Raw genomic sequence first — 18,976 nt, forward strand, 5'->3', positions numbered from 1 at the left:
CGTCCCGCCGGACGGTGGTCCGGACGGCCGGGACTGACGCGCGCTCACGCTCAGTATCCGGGTGGTCGGGCGACCGTCAAGAGAGACGTTCGCCACCGCTCTACCCAGCGGCCAGCCGTTCTCAACCTTCCCGACGCCCGACGTGGCGAGCGTCACGCCCCCACGGGTGGTGCCGTCACCCGCTCGGCCGGATGTTCTGGTTGACCCGGAACAGGTTCGTCGGGTCGTACCGGTCCTTCAGCGCGACCAGCCGCTCGTACTTCGCCAGCCCGTACGCCTCCACCACCCGGGCCTGCCCCTCCGCCCCCATCAGGTTCACGTACGCCCCGCCCGAGGAGAACGGCCGCATCGCCTCCCAGCAGCGCCGCACCCAGGCCGTGTGCGGCTCCGCCGGGCCCCGGGTCCAGCGCGCCACCGCGCTCAGCAGGTACGGCGCCGTCCGGTGCGTGTACGCGGTGTCCTCCGGGCCGACCCGGGCCACCGCCCCGCCCAGGAACGCCAACTGGAGCTGCGCGCCCGGCCCCGGCATCGCCGCGACCTGCTCGGCCAGCCGGTCGATCGCCGCCCCGTCCAGCACCGACAGGAACTCCGAACGCCCGAAGTTGGCCGCGCCCGGCCCCCGGTCCGCGTCCAGCGCCCGCTGCCACAGCGCGTACGGCCGGGTCTGCACGGTGTCCACCAGCACCCCCGGCAGGGCGCGCAGCGGCGCCACCGCCTCCCGGCCCCGGTCGGCCCGGCCGGACCAGCACAGGCCGATCCGCAGCACCGTCCGGTCCGGCAGCTGCGGCACGCCCCGCGGCCGCCCCAGCTCCACCCCCACCGTCAGGCCGTCCGGCGCGTGCGCCATGAAGTCCCGCACCGCGGCGAGGGTCGGCGGGAACAGCTCCACCGGCACGTACAGCGCCCCGCACAGCACGTGCGGGCCCACCCCGTGCAGCCGGTAGGTGAACGAGGTCACCACCCCGAAGTTGCCGCCGCCCCCGCGCAGCCCCGCGAACAGCTCCGGGTGCGCGGACGCGCTCGCCGTCAGCAACCGCCCCTCGGCGGTCACCACGTCCGCCTCCACCAGGTTGTCGCAGGTCAACCCGTACGCCCGGGCCAGCCAGCCCACTCCCCCGCCGAGCGTCACGCCCGCGATGCCCGCCCCCGAGTACGGCGCGCCCGTCGTCGCCAGGTCGAACGCCTGCGTCTCGTGGTCGAACGCCCCCCAGGTCACCCCCGGCTGCGCCCGGGCGAGCCGGCGGGCCGGATCCACCCGGACGCCGCGCAGCCGCGACAGGTCGATCAGCAGGCCGCCGTCGCACGTCCCCAGCCCGGCCAGGCCGTGGCCCGCGCCGCGGACCCCCGCGTGCAGGCCGTGCTCCCGGGCCACCGCGACGGCCTGCAGCACGTCGGCGACGCCGGTGCACCGGGCGATCAGCTCGGGCCGCCGGTCCACCGCGCCGTTCCACACCGACCGCGCCGCGTCGTACCCCTCGTCACCGGGCACCACGATCTCGCCCCGGAACCCCTCGGCCAGCGCGACGGCTGCTTTGGACATGGATCCAGCGTAGGCCGGGGGCACCTTTCGGGCAGGACGAGCAGGCGAAATCAGGGGCCCGGGGAACGGCGGGTCCGTGCTGCTGGTGGCCGGAGCCCATCGATGTGTCCGTGCTGCTGCGTGTAGTGAACAGAACCGGAAGCCGATGCGCGCTCCGGCAGTGCACCGTCAGCAGACTGGGCCTCGCCGTTCCCCGAGCCCCTGTCGGGGCCCTCTGTCGAGGCTCTCCGTTCGAAGGACTTAGCTCAGCCAGGACTGCTGGGCCGCGAGGTCGTCCTTGATCTCGGCGAGCTGGACGGCGACCGCCGACGGGGCGGTGCCGCCGCGGCCGTCGCGGGAGGCGATGGCGCCGTGGACGGAGAGGACGGTGCGGACCTCGGGGGTGAGGTGGGGGGAGATCCGCGCGAACTGGGCGTCGGTGAGGTCGGAGAGCTCGATGCCCTCGGCCTCGCAGACCTTGACGCAGGCGCCGGCCACCTCGTGCGCGACCCGGAACGGGACGCCCTGCTTGACCAGCCACTCGGCGATGTCGGTGGCGAGCGAGAAGCCGGCCGGGGCCAGTTCCTCCAGGCGCTCGCGGTGGACGGTCAGGGTGGCGATCATGCCGGTGAAGGCGGGGAGCAGGACCTCCAGGGTGTCGCAGGAGTCGAAGACCGGCTCCTTGTCCTCCTGGAGGTCGCGGTTGTAGGCGAGCGGCAGGGCCTTGAGGGTGGCGAGCAGGCCGGTCAGGTTGCCGATCAGGCGGCCGGACTTGCCGCGGGCGAGCTCCGCGATGTCGGGGTTCTTCTTCTGCGGCATGATCGACGACCCGGTGGAGAAGGCGTCGTGCAGCGTGATGAAGCCGAACTCCTTGGTGTTCCAGATGATGATCTCCTCCGCGATCCGCGAGAGGTTGATGCCGATCATCGCGGTGACGAAGGCGAACTCGGCGACGAAGTCGCGCGAGGCGGTGCCGTCGATCGAGTTGCCCACCGAGCCGCGCTCGAAGCCGAGTTCGGCGGCGACGGCCTGCGGGTCGAGGCCGAGCGAGGATCCGGCCAGCGCGCCGGAGCCGTACGGGGAGACGGCGGTGCGGGCGTCCCACTGGCGCAGCCGCTCGGCGTCCCGGCCGAGGGCCTGGACGTGGGCGAGGACGTGGTGGGCGAACAGCACCGGCTGGGCGTGCTGGAGGTGGGTGCGGCCGGGCATCGCGGTGTCCGGGTGGGCCTCGGCGAGGCCGACCAGGGCGTGCTGGAGGTCGAGGACCAGCGCGCCGATGGTCTTGGCGTGGTCGCGCAGGTACATCCGGAACAGGGTGGCGATCTGGTCGTTGCGCGAGCGCCCGGCGCGGAGCTTGCCGCCGAGGTCGGCACCCAGGCGCTCCAGCAGGCCGCGCTCCAGGGCGGTGTGCACGTCCTCGTCGGCGACGGTGCCCACGAAGGCGCCGGACTCGACGTCGGCCAGCAGCTGGTCCAACCCGGCCAGCATGCCGTCGAGTTCGGCGTCGCTGAGCAGTCCGGCCTTGTGCAGCACGCGGGCGTGGGCCTTGGAGCCGGCGATGTCGTAGGGAGCGAGCCGCCAGTCGAAGTGGACGGAGGCGGAGAGCTTGGCCAGGGCCTCGGAGGGGCCGTCGGCGAAGCGCGCGCCCCAGAGGCGGACGTCTGCGGGCTGGTCGGCGGTCATCGCGTGGGCTCCTTCGAGGGTGGGTCTGAGTGCGGCGGTGCCCCGGCCGCGGGGTGCGGCCGGGGCGGGGACTGCGGGTCGGTCAGGCCAGGTCGCGGCGGGCGGCGATCTTCGAGGACATGCCGAAGATCTCGATGAAGCCCTTGGACATGGACTGGTCGAAGGTGTCGCCGGTGTCGTAGGTGGCGAGGTTGAAGTCGTACAGCGACCGGTCCGACTTGCGGCCGTTGACGACGGCGCGGCCGCCGTGCAGGACCATCCGGATCTCGCCGGAGACGTGCTGGTTGGCCTCGTTGACGAAGCCGTCCAGGGCGCGCTTGAGCGGGGAGAACCACAGGCCGTCGTAGACCAGCTCGGCCCAGCGCTGCTCGACCTGCCGCTTGTAGCGGGCGAGTTCGCGCTCGACGGTGACGTTCTCCAGGGCCTGGTGGGCGGTGATCAGGGCGATCGCGCCGGGGGCCTCGTAGATCTCGCGGGACTTGATGCCGACCAGGCGGTCCTCGACCATGTCGAGGCGGCCGATGCCCTGGGCGCCGGCCCGCTTGTTCAGCTCCTCGATGGCCTGCAGGACGGAGACCTTGCGGCCGTCGATCGCGACCGGGACGCCGGCCTCGAAGGTGATGACGACGTCGTCGGCCTCACGCGCGGTGGCCGGGTTCTGGGTGTACTCGTAGACGTCCTCGATCGGGGCGTTCCAGATGTCTTCCAGGAAGCCGGTCTCGACGGCGCGGCCGAAGACGTTCTGGTCGATCGAGTACGGGTTCTTCTTGGTGGTGACGATCGGGAGGTTCTTGGCCTCGGCGAAGGCGATCGCCTTGTCGCGGGTCATCGCGTAGTCGCGGACCGGGGCGATGCACTTCAGGCTCGGGGCCAGCGACTGGATGCCGACCTCGAAGCGGACCTGGTCGTTGCCCTTGCCGGTGCAGCCGTGGGCGACGGTGGTGGCGCCGTGCTTCTGCGCGGCGGCCACCAGGTGCTTGACGATCACCGGGCGGGAGAGCGCGGAGACCAGCGGGTACTGGCCCTGGTAGAGGGCGTTGGCCTTGAGGGCCGGCAGGCAGTACTCGTCGGCGAACTCGTCGCGGGCGTCGGCCACCTCGGCCTCGACGGCGCCGCAGTCGAGGGCACGCTGGCGGATGACGTCGAGGTCCTCGCCGCCCTGGCCGACGTCGACGGCGACGGCGATGACCTCGGCGCCGGTCTCTTCGGCGATCCAGCCGATGCAGACGGACGTGTCCAGACCGCCCGAGTAGGCGAGTACGACGCGCTCAGTCACGGCTATCTCCATTCACAAACACAGGTTCCATGCGGCGTTAGGCATAAGTATGCACCACCGCGTATGAGTTCACAAACTGACGGCACCGGCCGGATGCCCGACCCGACCCGCCGGTGCGCAGCACCGCATGAGAGCAGTACAAACCAGTACCGCACAGCACGTTTGAAAAGCCCGGGAGGCTACTGCGACTTGGCCTGGGCGAGTTGCATCAGGTGGTCGGCCAGCGCCTGCCCGCCGGCCGCGTCCCGGCTGATCAGCAGCACGGTGTCGTCCCCGGCGATGGTGCCGAGGATCTCGAACACCTCGGCGGTGTCGATCGCGGAGGCGAGGAACTGGGCCGCGCCGGGCGGGGTGCGCAGCACCACCAGGTTGCCCGAGGCGGTCGCGGAGACCATGAGCTCGCCCGCCAGCCGGGCCATCCGGGCCTCGCTGGCGGACTCGCCCATCGGGGCGCGGGGGGTGCGGTCCCCGCCCTCGGCCGGGACGGCGTAGATGAGCGCGCCGTCCCGGTTGCGGATCTTCACCGCTCCGAGCTCGTCCAGGTCCCGGGAGAGGGTGGCCTGGGTGACCACCAGCCCGTCGTCGGCGAGCAGCTTGGCGAGCTGGCTCTGCGAGCGGACGGGCTGACGGGTCAGCAGGTCCACGATCCGCCGGTGGCGCGCGGTGCGGGTCTGCGGGACCTGCGGCGTGGGGCCGGCGGCGGGGGTCGTGGGCTCGGGGCGTTCGGTCATGACTGATGATTCTCCTGAAGGACGCTCAGCTGTTCGCGTCGGGGGCGGCTTCGCGGACCGTTCGGAGGATCGCGGGCAGGGCGGCGAGGAAGCCGTCGGCCTGTTCCTCGGTGAGCACCAGCGGCGGGACCAGCCGGACGGCGTCCGCGACGGCGGCGTTGACCAGGAAGCCCGCCTCCTGCGCGGCGGCCTGCACCCGGGCGGCGACCGGCTCGGTGAGCACGATGCCCAGCAGCAGGCCCTTGCCCCGGACGTGGTCGACCAGCGGGTCGCCGATCGCCTCGATGCCGGTGCGCAGCCGCTCGCCGAGCTTGGCGGCGTGCTCCAGCAGGCCCTGCTCCTCGATGGTGCGCAGCACCGCGAGGCCGGCGGCGGCGACCACCGGGTTGCCGCCGAAGGTGGTGCCGTGGTGGCCGGGGCCGAGCAGGTCGGCGGCCGGGCCGAAGGCGAGCACGGCGCCGATCGGCAGGCCGCCGCCGAGGCCCTTGGCGAGGGTGACGACGTCCGGCTCGACGCCCTCGTACGCCTGGTGGGCGAACCAGTGGCCGGTGCGGCCGGTGCCGGTCTGGATCTCGTCCAGGACCAGCAGGGTGCCGGTGGCGCGGGTGATCTCGCGGGCGGCCCGCAGGTAGCCGTCCGGGAGCGGGATGGCGCCGTTCTCGCCCTGGATCGGCTCCAGGAAGACGGCGGCGGTGTCGGTGGTGACGGCGGCGCGCAGGGCCTCGACGTCGCCGAACGGGACGTAGCTGACGTCGCCGGGCAGCGGCTTGAACGGCTCCTGCTTGCCGGGCTGGGCGGTGAGCGCGAGGGCGCCCATCGTCCGGCCGTGGAAGGCGCCCTGGAGCGAGACCAGGTGGGTGCGGCCGGTCAGCCGGGAGATCTTGAAGGCGGCCTCGTTGGCCTCGGTGCCGGAGTTGCAGAAGAAGACCTTGCCCGGGCGTCCGGACAGCTCGATCAGCTTCTCGGCGAGTTCGACGGCCGGCTCGGCCATGAACAGGTTGGAGACGTGGCCCAGGGTGGTGATCTGCCGCGTCACGGCCTCGACGATCGCCGGGTGGGCGGTGCCCAGCGCGTTGACCGCGATGCCGGCGACCAGGTCGAGGTACTGCTTGCCGTCGGCGTCCCAGACCAGCGAGCCCTCGCCGCGCACCAGCGGGATCCGCGGGGTGCCGTAGTTGTTCATCAGGCTCTGCTTGTACCGCTCGGTGATGGCGTCGTTGCCGCTCATGCCAGGCCCCCCAGTACGGTGCTGTCGTCGTCGGGCACGACCATGGTGCCGATGCCCTCGTCGGTGAAGATCTCCAGCAGCAGGCTGTGCTGGACGCGGCCGTCCAGGACGCGGGCGGTGCCCACGCCGGAGCGGACGGCTCGCAGGCAGCCCTCCATCTTGGGGAGCATGCCGGAGGCCAGGGTGGGGAGCATCTCCTCCAGCTCGCTGGCGTTCAGCTGGCTGATCACGTCGTCGGAGTTCGGCCAGTCCTTGTACAGGCCCTCGACGTCGGTGAGCACCACCAGCATCTCGGCGCCGAGCGCGGCCGCGATGGCGGCGGCCGCGGTGTCGGCGTTGATGTTGTAGACGTGGCCGTCGGCGCCGCGGGCGATCGAGGAGATCACCGGGATCCGGCCGTCGGCGATCAGCGCCTTCACGGCGCCGGCCTCGATGTTGACGATGTCGCCGACCAGGCCGATGTCGACCTGCTCGCCGTCGACCACGGCGTAGCGCTTGACGGCGGTCATGGTGTGGGCGTCCTCGCCGGTCATGCCGACGGCGAACGGGCCGTGCGAGTTGAGCAGGCCGACGAGTTCGCGCTGGACCTGCCCGGCGAGCACCATCCGGACCACGTCCATGGTCTCGGGGGTGGTGACGCGCAGGCCGGCGGTGAACGAGGACTCCAGGCCCAGCTTGTCGAGCTGGGCGCTGATCTGCGGGCCGCCGCCGTGCACGACGACGGGGTGCAGTCCGGCGAACCGGAGGAAGACGACGTCCTGGGCGAACGCGGCCTTGAGGTCCTCGTCGACCATGGCGTTGCCGCCGAACTTGATGACCACGGTCTTGCCGTGGAAGCGCTCCAGCCAGGGCAGCGCCTCGATCAGGGTGCGGGCCTTGGGCAGGGCCGCGTTGCTACGGGCCTGTTCGCCCTTGGGTGCGATCTGCATGGCGTGGTTCCGTCCCCCTCGGGTCAGCTGGAGTACGCGCTGTTCTCGTGCACGTACTCGGCGGTCAGGTCGTTGGTCCAGACGGTGGCCGCGGCCTGACCGGCCTTCAGGTCGGCGGTGATGACGACCTCGCGGTCCTTCATCGAGACCAGGTCGCGGTCCTCGCCGACGCCGCCGCCCCGGCACACCCAGACGCCGTTGATGGCGACGTCCAGCTGGTCCGGGTCGAAGGCGGCGGAGGTGGTGCCGATCGCGGACAGCACCCGGCCCCAGTTGGGGTCCTCGCCGTGGATGGCGCACTTGAGCAGGTTGCTGCGGGAGATCGTGCGGGCGACGTCGACGGCCTCGTCCTCGGTGGCCGCGTTGACCACCTCGATCCGGATGTCCTTGGAGGCGCCCTCGGCGTCGCCGATCAGCTGGCGGGCCAGGTCGGCGCAGACGGTGCGCACGGCCTCGGCGAACTCGGCCTGCCCGGGCGCCACTCCGGAGGCGCCGGAGGCCAGCAGCAGCACGGTGTCGTTGGTGGACATGCAGCCGTCGGAGTCGACCCGGTCGAAGGTGGTGCGGGTGGCGTCGCGCAGCGCGGCGTCCAGCGCGGCGGAGTCGACCACGGCGTCGGTGGTGACCACGACCAGCATGGTGGCCAGGCCGGGGGCGAGCATGCCCGCGCCCTTGGCCATGCCGCCGACCGTCCAGCCCGCGGGGGCGGTGACCTGGGCGGTCTTGTGCACGGTGTCGGTGGTCTTGATGGCGATCGCGGCGCTCTCGCCGCCGGTCTCCGACAGGGCCGCGATGGCCAGTTCGACGCCGGGCAGCAGCTTGTCCATCGGCAGCCGGACGCCGATCAGGCCGGTGGAGCAGACCGCGACCTCGATGGCGCCGATGCCGAGTTCGGCGGCGACCTTCTCGGCGGTGGCGTGGGTGTCCTGGAAGCCCTCGGGCCCGGTGCAGGCGTTGGCGCCGCCGGAGTTGAGGACCACGGCGGCCAGTTCGCCGTCGTTCAGCACCTGGCGCGACCACTTGACCGGCGCGGCGTGCACCCGGTTGGAGGTGAACACGCCGGCGGCGGCGTGCCGCGGGCCGTCGTTGACGACCAGCGCGAGGTCCGGGTTGCCGGACGCCTTGATGCCCGCGGTGACGCCCGCCGCGCGGAAGCCCCTGGCCGCGGTGACGCCGACGCCGCCGGTGCTCTGGTCCTGGGTGGTCACGGTGCGACTCCGTTCAGCGGGAGGCCGAGCTCCTCGGGGAGGCCGAGGGCGATGTTCATGCTCTGCACCGCGCCGCCCGCGGTGCCCTTCACCAGGTTGTCGATCGCGCTGATCGCGATGATCCGCCCGGCGTGCTCGTCCAGCACGACCTGCAGCACGGCGGCGTTCGAGCCGTACACGGACGAGGTGTGCGGCCACTGCCCCTCGGGCAGCAGGTGGACGAACGGCTCGTCGCCGTACGCCTTCTCGTACGCGGCCCGCAGCTCGGCGCCGGTGGTGCCGGGCTTCGCCTTGGCCGAGCAGGTGGCGAGGATGCCGCGCGGCATCGGCGCCAGGGTGGGCGTGAAGGAGACGGTGACCGGCTCGCCCGCGAGCGGGGTCAGGTTCTGCGCCATCTCCGGGGTGTGCCGGTGGCCGCCGCCGACGCCGTACGGGCTCATCGAGCCCATCACCTCGCTGCCCAGCAGGTGCGCCTTGGCGGCCTTGCCCGCGCCGGAGGTGCCGGACGCGGCGGTGATCACCGCCTCCGGCTCGGCCAGGCCCGCGGCGTACATCGGGTACATGGCGAGCGTGACGGAGGTCGGGTAGCAGCCGGGCACGGCGATCCGCTTGCTGCCGCGCAGCGCCTCGCGGTGGCCGGGCAGTTCGGGCAGGCCGTAGGGCCACGTCCCGGCGTGCGGGGAGCCGTAGAACTGCTCCCAGTCGGCGGACGACTTCAGGCGGTGGTCGGCGCCCAGGTCGACCACCAGGACGTCCTCGCCGAGCTGGGCGGCGACCTCGGCGGACTGCCCGTGCGGCAGGCCGAGGAAGACGACGTCGTGCCCCGCCAGCGTCTGCGGGTTGGTCGGCTCCAGCACCCGGTCGGCCAGGCCGATCAGGTGCGGCTGCAGCGCTCCGAAGCGCTGGCCCGCGTTGGAGGCGCCGGTCAGCGCGCCGATCTCCACTTCGGGGTGCGCCTGCAGCAGTCGCAGCACCTCACCGCCCGCGTATCCGCTCGCGCCGGCGACGGCTACTCGCAATACCATGGCATTCCCTCCTGAAGCCCAGCATGAATATACGCAGCCTAGCAAAATCATGCAAGGATGCGGCCGGTCCGGACCCTGTCCCGCCCACCTCCTGGCTGCAACTCCAGGCCCACATCAACCGGCTCTCCCTGCGGCACACCGACTGACGAGCACCCGGACCGCGCCCCGGACCGGGCTCCGGGCCGCGGGCGCTCGCGGGGCCCGGGGCCGCGCGGCGGGGGCCGGTCGTACCTGGCGGCCGGGTGCGGGGCGGTGGAGCGGCTCTTCGACGAGCGCGGGATCGAGCCGCTGGACCCGCACCGCCCGTCGGTGGCCCGAGCCGACTCCCCGGCCCAGCAGGCGAGTTGACCCCCGTCCGGACGAACGCCCGCCGGGCGGGTGGGTGGCGGCCCGTACCCTGCGGGCATGGACCTGGCGGAGGCGTGGAACGAGCGGCTGGCGGAGCTGGTCGGGTGGCGGACGGCGCGGCGGCGGGAGATCGACTGGGCGGGGGTGGCGGCCCGGTTGGGGACGCGGCTGCCGCTCGGCTACCGGCTGCTGGCGGAGCGCTTCGGGGCGGGGGCGTTCGACGGGTTGTCGCCGCTGGTGCCGGGGGCGCCCGATCCGCGGCTGGACCTGGAGGGCAACGCGGCACGGCTGGCCGGGGCGGCGGCCGAGTGGCCCGGGCGGCTCGATCCGTACCCGGTGTTCCCCGCGCCGGGCGGGCTGCTGCAGTGGCTGGACGGCGAGGACGGCCAGCTGCAGGCGTACTGGCTGACCGACGCGGGCGACCCGGACCGGTGGCCGGTCCTGAGCAACGGCGCCGACGGCACGGCCGAGGAGTGGGAGCGCTTCGACGGCCCGGCCGGGCAGTACCTGTTCCGGCTGTTCACCGGCCGCCGCCCGGGCGCGTACGCCGGGGGGCCGCCGGTCCGCTTCGAGCCCGTGCGGTCCGCGAGGTCGGCGGTCGCGCCGTGGGAGGACGCGGGCCGCGAGGAGTGGAGCCCCGATCCGCGCTGGTGAGCCGACGGTTCCTCAGGCGTGCGCGTCCGCGTCGGTGGAGGCGCGGACGACGAGCTGCGGGGCGAAGCGCTCGACCTCCTCGGCGCGGTCGGCCGCCGGACCCTGGAGCAGGGCGAGGGCGCGTTCGGCCATGTCGGCGAGCGGGTGGCGGATGGAGGTGATCGGGGGGTCGAGGAGTTCGAGCAGTTCGGTGTCGTCGAAGCCGGTGACGGCGATCTCGCCGGGGACGGAGACCGCCGAGCGCTGCAGGGTGCTGACCAGGCCGACGGCGAGGACGTCCGCGCCGCAGACGACGGCGTCGACCTCGGCGCGGCGTTCGGCGATCCGGCGGCCGGCGGTGCGGCCGGCGTCGGTGGTGAAGCTGGGCAGCAGGACGGTGGCGGCCCCGGCGCCGCGGGCGGCGGTGAACGCGGCGAGGCGCTCGGCGCCGGAGGAGGACGCCTGGTCGGCGGCGACCAGGGCGATCCGGTGGCGGCCGAGGCCCTCCAGGTGGTCGAGCAGCAGGCGCACCGCGGCGGCGTTGTCGAGGGTGACGGCGACGGTGCCGGAGCCGTGCGCCCAGCGGTCGAACAGCACGACGGGGGCGCGCCCGGCGGCGGCCCGGACGGCGGCCCCGGAGGCGGCGGCGGAGACCGGGACGACCAGCAGCCCGTCGACCCGTCCGCTCAGCAGGGTCTCGATCTGCTCGGCCTCGATGGCGGTCGAGTTGGCCGCGTCGGAGACGACGAGCTGGCCGCCGGCGGCCCGGACCCGCTGGGCGAGGGCGTCGGCGAGCTGGACGAAGTACGGGTTGGCGAGCGAGGGGACGACCACGCCGACGGTGCCGGTGGTGCCGGTGCGCAGCGCCCGCGCGGAGTGGTTGGTGCGGTAGCCGAGGCGCCGGGCGGCCTCCTCGACCCGGCGGGCCAGGTCGGGGTCGACGTTGCGCGGGGTGCCGGCCAGGACGCGGGAGGCGGTGGCCCGGGAGACGCCGGCGGCGGCGGCCACGTCGAGGAGTCGGGGCGCTGTCACGTGGGGTCCTCCCCGGTCGGAGCGGTCTGGGCGGTCTGGGCGGTCTGGGCGGTCTGGGCGGTCTGGGCGGTCTGGGCGGCGGTGCCGGATGCGGTGCGCGGGCTGCGCGGCGCGTTCCCGGTCTCCGAGCGGTGACGGCCGGGTCTCGTTCCGGTCGGCGGCGCCCTGGCGGGTCTGAGCTGGCGCGATGTGCAGCACGAGGGTACTTGACGCTTCGTGAGTGCTGGTCCAGAGTGTGGGAGATCGATCTCCCACGGCTCCCGAGGAGTCCCAGATGCCGTCCATCACCGTCGTCGGTTCGGTCAACCGCGACCTCGTCCTGACCGTCGAGGACCTGCCGCGGCCCGGCGAGACCGTGCTCGCGCGGGGCTTCGTCGAGGGCGTCGGCGGCAAGGGCGCCAACCAGGCCGTCGCGGCCGCCCGGCTCGGCTCGCGGGTCCGCCTGGTGGCCCGGGTCGGGGCGGACGGCGAGCCGATCCGGCGGGTGCTGGCCGCCGAGGGCGTCGACCTCGACGCGGTGCTCACCGCGCCGGACGCCGGCACCGGGATCGCCTCGGTGGTGGTCGACCGGGCGGGCGAGAACACCATCGTGGTCAACCCCGGCGCCAACGCCGTCCTCTCGGTCGAGGACCTGCCGCAGTGGCTGGCCCGCACCCCCGGCGAGGTGGTGCTGGTGCAGCACGAGGTCGCCGCCGAGGTGGTGGCCGCCGCGGTGCTGCGGGCCCGGGAGCAGGGCGGCACGGTCGTCCTCAACCCGGCCCCGGCCCGTCCGGTCGCCGCCGAGGTGCTGGCCGCCGTCGACGTCCTGGTGCCCAACCTGGGCGAGTTGGCCGCGCTGCTCGGCACCGCGCCGGTGACCGGCCCGGCCGCCGCCCGCGAACTGCTGGAGGGCGCCGAACTGCCGTGCGGCGCCGTGGTGGTCACGCTCGGCGCGGACGGGGCGCTGATCAAGCAGCCGGGCCGCCCGGCCGTCCACCTGCCCGCCCCGGCGGTGGACGCCGTCGACACCGTCGGCGCCGGCGACACCTTCTGCGGCGCCCTCGCCGACGCGCTCGCCCGCGGCGCCGACCTGCCCGCCGCGGCGGCCCGCGCCGTCCGGGCGGCCTCGCTGGCCGTCACCGGGCTCGGCGCCCAGTCCTCGATGCCGTACGCGGCGCAGCTCGACACCCTTCCCTGACCCTCCGTCAGTTCCCCCGCACCGCCTGCCTGTTCAACGGAGAACACCCATGCGCAGCCTCAAGCTCGGCCTGTTCGAGAACGCCCAGACCAACGCCAGCGGCACCGCCACCTGGCGGCACCCCGACAGCCGCCGCCACCTGTTCGACACCCTCGGCTACTGGCAGGAGGTGGCCCGGCTGTGCGAGGACGCCAAGCTGGACTTCCTGTTCCTGGCCGACGCCTGGGGCTGGTCGGAGATCAACGGGGTCCGCCCGCCGATCGCCACCGAGGAGACCCTCGACCTGCCCCGGCTGGACCCGTTCGTGATCGCTTCGGCCCTGCTGGCCTCCACCACCGACCTGGGCCTGGTGGTGACCGGCTCGGTGCTGGTCGAGCCGCCGTACGCGTTCGCCCGCCGGCTGGCGACCCTGGACCAGCTCTCCGGCGGCCGCCTCGGCTGGAACGTGGTCACCACCGGTACCGCCGACACCGCCGTCAAGGCGTTCGGGATGGACATGGTCGCGCACGACGACCGGTACGCGATGGCCGAGGACTTCCTCGACCTGGTCTACAAGTACTGGGAGGGCGCCTGGGAGCCGGACGCGCTGGAGAAGGACAAGGCCGGGCGCTTCGCCGATCCAGCCAAGGTGCACCCGGTCGAGCACGAGGGCCCGTTCTTCCGCTCGCACGGCTACGGCAACACCGCCCGCTCCCCGCAGGGCACCCCGGTGCTGTTCCAGGCCGGCGCCTCCCCGGCCGGCCGCCGGGTCGGCGGGCGGCACGGCGAGTGCATGTTCGTCGGCAGCGGCAGCGTCGAGCAGCTGGCCGGCCACACCGGGGCGATCCGCGCGGAGGCCGTGCGGGCCGGGCGCGGGGCCGACGAGGTCAAGGTGATGTCGGCGTTCTCCTGCGTGGTCGGCGCCACCACCTCGGACGCCGAGCGCCGCTGGCAGCGGATCCTGGACGCGCAGCGCCCCGAGGTCACCGTCGCCTCGTACGCGATGTTCACCGGCCTGGACCTGTCCTCGTACCCGCCGGACACCCCGATGACCGAGCTGTCCACCGAGATGTCGCAGACCCAGGTCGCCCGGTTCGCGGGCCGGACGGTCGGCGACGTGCTCGCCGACTGGCACACCCACGGCGTGGGCGCCCGCCCGGTGGTCGGCACCGCCGAGGAGATCGCCGACGAGATCTGCGCCCTGGCGGAGGGCGCCGACCTGGACGGCTTCCTGCTCTCGCCGACCGTGCAGCCCGCCTCCACCGTCGAGTTCGTCGAGTCGGTGCTGCCGATCCTGCGCGAGCGCGGCGTGTTCCGCGGCGAGTACGCGGACGGCGAGTCGCTGCGCGAGCGCCTCACCGGCTCCGGCGACCGGGCGCTGCCCGCCAGCCACCCGGCCGCGCGGCACCGGCACTGACCTGCACCTCCGTACCACTTCCGGCACCACGAGAGGACGGCACCGGCCATGGCCACTCCCGTTCACCACCCCTCCGCACTGGACGCGGGCGCGCTGCGGCAGGCGTTCGGGGCCTACCCCACCGGCGTGGTCGCGATCGGCGCGCTGCGCGACGGCGGACCGGTCGGCTTCGCGGCCAGTTCGTTCGTGTCGATCTCGCTGGAGCCGCCGATGGTCGCGGTCAGCGTGGCCCGCACCTCCACCACCTGGCCCCGGCTGGCCGAGGCCCCGGTGCTCGGCCTGAGCGTGCTCAGCCACGGCCAGGGCGCGCTGTGCCGCAAGCTCGCCTCCCGGGCGGGCGACCGGTTCGACGGCACGCCCTGGCAGGCCACCGGCGACGGCGCGGTGCTGATCCACGACGCCGCGCTGTGGCTGACCGCCCGGGTCGGCCCGGTGTACGACGGCGGCGACCACGAGATCGTCCTGCTGGAACTGCTCTCCGCGGAGCTGTTCCCGGGCGTGGAGCCGCTGGTCTTCCACACCAGCCAGTTCCGCGAGCTCAGCCCCCATGCCTGAGCCCTCCCTCCCGTCGACTCCCCTGGTCGGCACGGTCGTTCACGGCGCCGGCCGGGGGAAGGGCCTCGGCTTCCCCACCGCCAACCTCTCCCCCGAACCCGGCACGGCCGTCCCGCCACCCGCGATCTACAGCGGCTGGCTGACCCGCCCGGCGACCGGGGGCGTGCACCGGGCCACCGTCAGCATCGGGACCAACCCGACCTTCGGCGACTCGCCCCAGGTGCACGTCGAGGTGCACTGCCACGACACCTCGGACGACCTGTACGGCGAACGCGTCGAACTGTGGTTCGTCGCCCGGCTGCGCGACACCGAGAAGTTCGCCACCGTGGGCGAACTGCTCGCCGCCGCGCACGAGGACGTCCGCCGCTCGGACGCCCTGCTGGCCGGCGCAGCCCGCCCCGCCGCCCCCACCGCTTGAGGCCCTGAGCCCCTGAGCCCGGTCGACCCCGCCCCTCCCCCGCTTCCGGGCGGGGCCGACCGTTCCCTTCCCCTCCCCCTCCTCCCTCTCCCGCCGGCACGCACCCCCGCCCCCACCCTCACCACCGCGCCCGATGCCCGCGTGCCCGGCCGACCTCCCCTCCCCTGCGCGGGTCGGCCGTCCCTCCCCCACCACCTCGCTCCGTACGAACAAAGGTGTGAGTCATGAGCGCATTCCACTGGTTGAACGAGCAGTTCAGCTTCTTCGGCCTCCCCGTCTACTGGTCCGACTTCCTGGGCAACATCCTGGCGCTCGCCACCGTCTGGCTGGCCCTGCGCCGGTCGCTGGTGGCCTGGCCGGTGCAGATCCTCGGCTCGGTGTTCCTGCTGATCGCCAGCCTGAACGTGGACCTCGGCGGCAACGCCGCCCGGCAGGTCGTGATCATCGTCTCGGCGTCCTGGGGTTGGGCGACCTGGAAGCGCAGCCGCGAGCAGGAGGGCGCCATCAACGTCCGCTGGGCGAACTGGAGCGAGCGCGCGGTGCTGATGGCCGCGATGGTGCTCGGCACGGTCGCCTTCGCCGCGGTGCTGAAGTGGCAGGACGCCTCGTTCTACCCCGGCGCGCCGATGTGGATGGTGAGCGCGGACGCCTGGATCTTCGTCGGTTCGATCATCGCGATGTACAGCCAGGCCCGCCGCTACATCGAGTTCTGGTTCGTCTGGCTGGCGGTCGACCTGGTCGGCGTGCCGCTGGCGGTGCACTCGGAGCTGTACTTCTCCGGCATCGTGTACGCGGTCTTCTTCGTGATGGTGGTCATCGGCATCCGCGACTGGGCCTCGCGCAGCAAGCCGCAGGAGATCGCCTCGCCGCTGGAGCCGGCCGTCCTGATCGAGAGCCGCGAGGAGACCACCCGCTGACCCCCTCGCACGGGCCGTCCCCCGACACGGGGGCGGCCCGTGTCAGCGTGCCGGGTCTTCGTGCGCCGGACGGGCGGGCTGCTCCGACTCCTGCCCGTGGATCGATAATCGGCTGATCGCCGGACCCGCGGTCTGCGACGATCGCTCGGGTGAACAGCCCACGTCGCATCGTCCGCGGCCTCGGCCGGGCCGGCTGACCTCACGGCTCGCCTCCTCGGAAGGAGCAGTCCTTGACCGCCTCCGATCTCGTCGCCCCGCTCGGCGACCCCGCCGTCGCGGTGGCCGACCCGGACCGCCGGCTGCTCGCCGTGGCCTGTGCCGACAGGTACGGCGAGGCGCTGAGGCTCGGCCTGTTCGAGACCGGTGCCACGCCCCGGCTGATCCGGCGGTTCACCTTCGACCTGTCGGTGAACGCCCTCGCCTTCCACCCCGAGCTGCCGCTGCTGGCCGTCGGCACCGGCGACTACGACGGCGGTTACGCCTTCTCCGGGCAGCTGTTCCTGATCGACCTCGACGCCCCCGCCCGGCGCCCGCGCCGGCTGTTCGCCGCGCGTACCGACCGCCAGGTGCTCGCCCTCCGGTGGCTGGACCGGCACCGGCTGCAGCTGCACCTCGCCCCGCCCGACGACGACGAGGACGAGGCCGCGCACACCGAGGCCCACACCGTCCTGCTGCACCGCACGGACTGGGCAGACCTGCTGACCGGCTCCGTCACCGCGCGCCACCTGCACGGCCCGCGCGGCCCGTTCCCCCGCCCCGACGGCAGCGCCGCCGCCCGGGCGCTGACCGCCCGGCTGCTCACCCCGCCCGCGCACCGGCACGACCGCTGAGCCGGCCGTTCCGGTCGCGGACCTGCTGCGCCCGCTACTCCGGCGGCAGCAGGCGCAACAGGTCCGCGACCGGGAGGGACGGGTTCGCGGCGGCCCGGTGCGCGGTCTCCGGGTCGGCGAGCAGTTCGCGGAGCGGGTCGAGCGGCAGGGCCGGGTGCTCGGCGGCCCGCTCGCGGGCCCGCCGGTCGCGCAGGCAGGCGGTGAGGGTGGTGCCGTCGGCGGCGGGGTGTCGGGCGAGGGCGCGCAGGGTGGCCACGTTGTGCTCGCTGGCGACGAGGGCGCGCAGCAGGGCGGTGGGGGTGTCGGGGTTGGCGGCGAGGCCGGGGCCGACCCGGCGGCCGTGGCGCCGGTGCAGGGCGGTCAACTGCCCTTCGTCCAGGCCGGGGTGGGCGGCGATGGCGTTGGCGACCTTGGCGTCCGGGTCTGCGGCGAGGCGGTCGCGGACGTGCGGGGGCAGGTCGCGGCGCAGGGCGAGCAGGCGGCGCAGTTCTGGGTTGGCGGAGGCGGCGAGCCGTTCGGTCTCGACGGGATCGGCGGCGGCGGTCCGGGACGGCAGTGTCGTGCCGAGCTTGAGGACGACGCCCTCCCAGGCCCGGTCGAGGACGTCCAGCGGTACGGCGGGGTTGCAGACGACCGCCCGGCGCACCATCTCGCTCGGGACGGTGGCGAGTTCGCGGATCAGCCGCTCGCCGATCGCCGGGTTCTCGGCGAGCGGTTCGAGCACCAACGGCAGCGTCTCGGTGGCGAGTTGCTCGTAGGCGTCCGGTCCGAGGTCGGTGCGCCCGGCGAGCTGGGCGCGCAGGAACGCGGACGGGTCGTACAGGTGGCGCAGGGCGTCGGCGGCGGGCGCGGCGGGGTGGGCGAGGGCGGCCTCCACGATGGTGTGCCGGGCGTACTGGTGACTGCCGTCGCAGGCGGCCCCGGCGGGCAGTCGGCAGTCCGGGTCGGGGCAGTCCGGCGGGTGCGTCCACGGGACGGGGTGCCGTCGGCAGACCTCGCAACTCGGCAGCGGTGGACGGTCGTTGAGCAGGCCGGCGAGGACGGCGGGCGGCGCGGCCGGGTTCCACGCGACGGCTCGGCGGACGTGCTGCGAGGGGTGCGCGGCCAGGGCGGCGAGGACGCCAGGGTCGGGCTGCGCCTCGGCGAGTTCGACCAGTACGTCCTCGTCCGCCTCGGCGAGCAGCCGCCGCGCCACCTTGTCGGGCAGCCACTCGCTGGACGCCAACTCCGGCCACAGCTCCCGCCGTTCGGCCAGCAGCTCGGCCCATCCGGCGGGTGCCCGCCCGGCCCGCAGCAGCGCCAGCGCGGCGAACGGCCTCCGCCGGGGGTCGACTCCTTCCGCCGTCACCCGGCCGGTCTCCACCAGTTCCGCGGCCACCGCGATCCCGCGTTCCGCCAGCACCTCGACCTGCCGGCCGGTCAGGTCCGCCCGCCCGGCCAGCCGCCACGAGAGGTCCGGCTCGGTCAGTCGGACCAGCCGCTCCACCGCCTCCGCGGGCAGCGCGGGGTTCCCGGCCAGTCCTTCCCACACGCGACGCATCCGGGCATCCTCCCCCGTCGGCCCCGCCCCGCGCCCGGAATTTTCGGCGGCCCTCGCCCACCCGCCGTTCGGCACTCCCCCGCCGCCGCCGCCCGACGCCCGAAGCCCGGCGCCCGGCATGCGGTATCCGCCATGCTGGGCGGATGCCGAAGCGCCGGAAGTCCGCCGAACCGCTCGCCGAGCCGCCCGCTGAGCCGCTGGAGGCCGACCGCGGCTCGTTCGCCCTGCCGCCCGTCGCGGCCCGCGGGTTCACCGATGCCGACGGCTGCTGCTGGCGGCTGGTCCGCGGCCCGCTGGATCCGCGCCGGGCCAAGCGGCTGGCCGTCGAGGCGGACGTGATGTCGATGGGCGACCGGTACGACGAGGCCGCCGACCGGTGGGTGCCCCGCTTCCGGTCGGCGGCCGAGCGCCCGGCCGCCTGGCTCGAAGCCCGGGCGAGGTACGCCGCCGACTCGCTGCCCTTCTACTTGGCGTACGAGTTCACCGCGGCGGACGGCCGGGTGCTGCTCTTCATCGAGACGTTCTGCTGAG

General features: G+C 74.2%; 19 protein-coding genes. 9 read left to right on the plus strand and 10 right to left on the minus strand.

Annotation, left to right across the window (positions count from 1 at the left end; translation table 11 throughout):
- Positions 1 to 175: 175 nt before the first annotated feature.
- The 8 genes from ABD345_RS26275 to argC all read right to left on the minus strand — a co-directional run bounded on the left by ABD345_RS26275 (position 176) and on the right by argC (position 9,599).
- Positions 176 to 1,540, minus strand: a complete 1,365-nt coding sequence (locus ABD345_RS26275) for an FAD-binding oxidoreductase (protein ID WP_344555241.1) — start codon at positions 1,538 to 1,540, stop codon at positions 176 to 178.
- 240 nt (positions 1,541 to 1,780) lie between these two features.
- Complete coding sequence (gene argH, locus ABD345_RS26280) at positions 1,781 to 3,202, minus strand: argininosuccinate lyase (protein ID WP_344555245.1); 1,422 nt, start codon at positions 3,200 to 3,202, stop codon at positions 1,781 to 1,783.
- A gap of 82 nt (positions 3,203 to 3,284) precedes the next feature.
- Complete coding sequence (locus ABD345_RS26285) at positions 3,285 to 4,478, minus strand: argininosuccinate synthase (RefSeq protein ID WP_344555247.1); 1,194 nt, start codon at positions 4,476 to 4,478, stop codon at positions 3,285 to 3,287.
- A gap of 179 nt (positions 4,479 to 4,657) precedes the next feature.
- A complete protein-coding gene (locus tag ABD345_RS26290) occupies positions 4,658 to 5,209 on the minus strand; it encodes an arginine repressor (protein ID WP_033253686.1) in 552 nt (183 codons plus the stop codon).
- Positions 5,210 to 5,234: 25 nt separating this feature from the next.
- The gene (locus ABD345_RS26295) at positions 5,235 to 6,437 is read right to left on the minus strand and encodes an acetylornithine transaminase (RefSeq protein WP_344555250.1); all 1,203 of its coding nucleotides are present in this window, start codon (positions 6,435 to 6,437) and stop codon (positions 5,235 to 5,237) included.
- On the minus strand, positions 6,434 to 7,366 hold the full coding sequence (gene argB / locus ABD345_RS26300; RefSeq protein WP_344555252.1) for an acetylglutamate kinase: 933 nt from the start codon (positions 7,364 to 7,366) through the stop codon (positions 6,434 to 6,436). Before argB ends, ABD345_RS26295 begins: the two co-directional genes overlap by 4 nt.
- A 23-nt stretch (positions 7,367 to 7,389) precedes the next feature.
- Positions 7,390 to 8,574, minus strand: a complete 1,185-nt coding sequence (gene argJ, locus ABD345_RS26305) for a bifunctional glutamate N-acetyltransferase/amino-acid acetyltransferase ArgJ (RefSeq protein WP_344555254.1) — start codon at positions 8,572 to 8,574, stop codon at positions 7,390 to 7,392.
- Complete coding sequence (gene argC / locus ABD345_RS26310; RefSeq protein ID WP_344555255.1) at positions 8,571 to 9,599, minus strand: N-acetyl-gamma-glutamyl-phosphate reductase; 1,029 nt, start codon at positions 9,597 to 9,599, stop codon at positions 8,571 to 8,573. The genes argJ and argC overlap by 4 nt, the downstream gene beginning before the upstream one ends.
- Positions 9,600 to 10,004: 405 nt before the next feature.
- On the opposite strand from argC, the gene ABD345_RS26315 reads away from it, so the two are divergent.
- The gene (locus tag ABD345_RS26315; protein ID WP_344555257.1) at positions 10,005 to 10,601 is read left to right on the plus strand and encodes a hypothetical protein; all 597 of its coding nucleotides are present in this window, start codon (positions 10,005 to 10,007) and stop codon (positions 10,599 to 10,601) included.
- 12 nt (positions 10,602 to 10,613) lie between these two features.
- Here ABD345_RS26315 and ABD345_RS26320 read toward each other — a convergent pair whose 3' ends face one another.
- Complete coding sequence (locus ABD345_RS26320; protein ID WP_344555259.1) at positions 10,614 to 11,612, minus strand: LacI family DNA-binding transcriptional regulator; 999 nt, start codon at positions 11,610 to 11,612, stop codon at positions 10,614 to 10,616.
- Between ABD345_RS26320 and ABD345_RS26325 the strand changes: the two genes are divergently transcribed.
- From ABD345_RS26325 to ABD345_RS26355, 7 genes are all read left to right on the plus strand, one after another.
- Entirely contained in the window at positions 11,613 to 11,747 is a 135-nt protein-coding gene (locus ABD345_RS26325) for a hypothetical protein (RefSeq protein ID WP_344555261.1), read from the plus strand. It begins immediately after the preceding gene.
- Between the two features lie 139 nt (positions 11,748 to 11,886).
- A complete protein-coding gene (locus tag ABD345_RS26330) occupies positions 11,887 to 12,789 on the plus strand; it encodes a ribokinase (RefSeq protein WP_344555263.1) in 903 nt (300 codons plus the stop codon).
- Between the two features lie 49 nt (positions 12,790 to 12,838).
- A complete protein-coding gene (locus ABD345_RS26335; protein WP_344555266.1) occupies positions 12,839 to 14,185 on the plus strand; it encodes an NtaA/DmoA family FMN-dependent monooxygenase in 1,347 nt (448 codons plus the stop codon).
- A gap of 48 nt (positions 14,186 to 14,233) precedes the next feature.
- Positions 14,234 to 14,740 carry a flavin reductase family protein gene (locus ABD345_RS26340; protein WP_344555268.1) on the plus strand — a complete coding sequence of 169 codons (507 nt, stop codon included), beginning with the start codon at positions 14,234 to 14,236 and terminating at the stop codon, positions 14,738 to 14,740.
- Positions 14,733 to 15,158, plus strand: coding sequence for a riboflavin kinase (locus ABD345_RS26345; RefSeq protein WP_344555270.1), 426 nt, complete (start codon positions 14,733 to 14,735; stop codon positions 15,156 to 15,158). The genes ABD345_RS26340 and ABD345_RS26345 overlap by 8 nt, the downstream gene beginning before the upstream one ends.
- Before the next feature lie 224 nt (positions 15,159 to 15,382).
- A complete protein-coding gene (locus ABD345_RS26350) occupies positions 15,383 to 16,075 on the plus strand; it encodes a nicotinamide mononucleotide transporter family protein (RefSeq protein ID WP_344555272.1) in 693 nt (230 codons plus the stop codon).
- A gap of 230 nt (positions 16,076 to 16,305) precedes the next feature.
- Positions 16,306 to 16,905 (plus strand): WD40 repeat domain-containing protein, encoded by a 600-nt coding sequence (locus ABD345_RS26355; protein WP_344555274.1) that lies wholly within the window; start codon positions 16,306 to 16,308, stop codon positions 16,903 to 16,905.
- Between the two features lie 34 nt (positions 16,906 to 16,939).
- Here ABD345_RS26355 and ABD345_RS26360 read toward each other — a convergent pair whose 3' ends face one another.
- A complete protein-coding gene (locus ABD345_RS26360) occupies positions 16,940 to 18,445 on the minus strand; it encodes a hypothetical protein (RefSeq protein WP_344555276.1) in 1,506 nt (501 codons plus the stop codon).
- Between the two features lie 143 nt (positions 18,446 to 18,588).
- On the opposite strand from ABD345_RS26360, the gene ABD345_RS26365 reads away from it, so the two are divergent.
- Positions 18,589 to 18,975: a hypothetical protein gene (locus ABD345_RS26365; protein ID WP_344555281.1), complete on the plus strand. Its 387-nt coding sequence runs from the start codon at positions 18,589 to 18,591 to the stop codon at positions 18,973 to 18,975.
- The last annotated feature ends 1 nt before the right edge of the window (position 18,976 follow it).

This window comes from Kitasatospora saccharophila (genome assembly GCF_039529925.1).
Taxonomy (GTDB): domain Bacteria; phylum Actinomycetota; class Actinomycetes; order Streptomycetales; family Streptomycetaceae; genus Kitasatospora; species Kitasatospora saccharophila.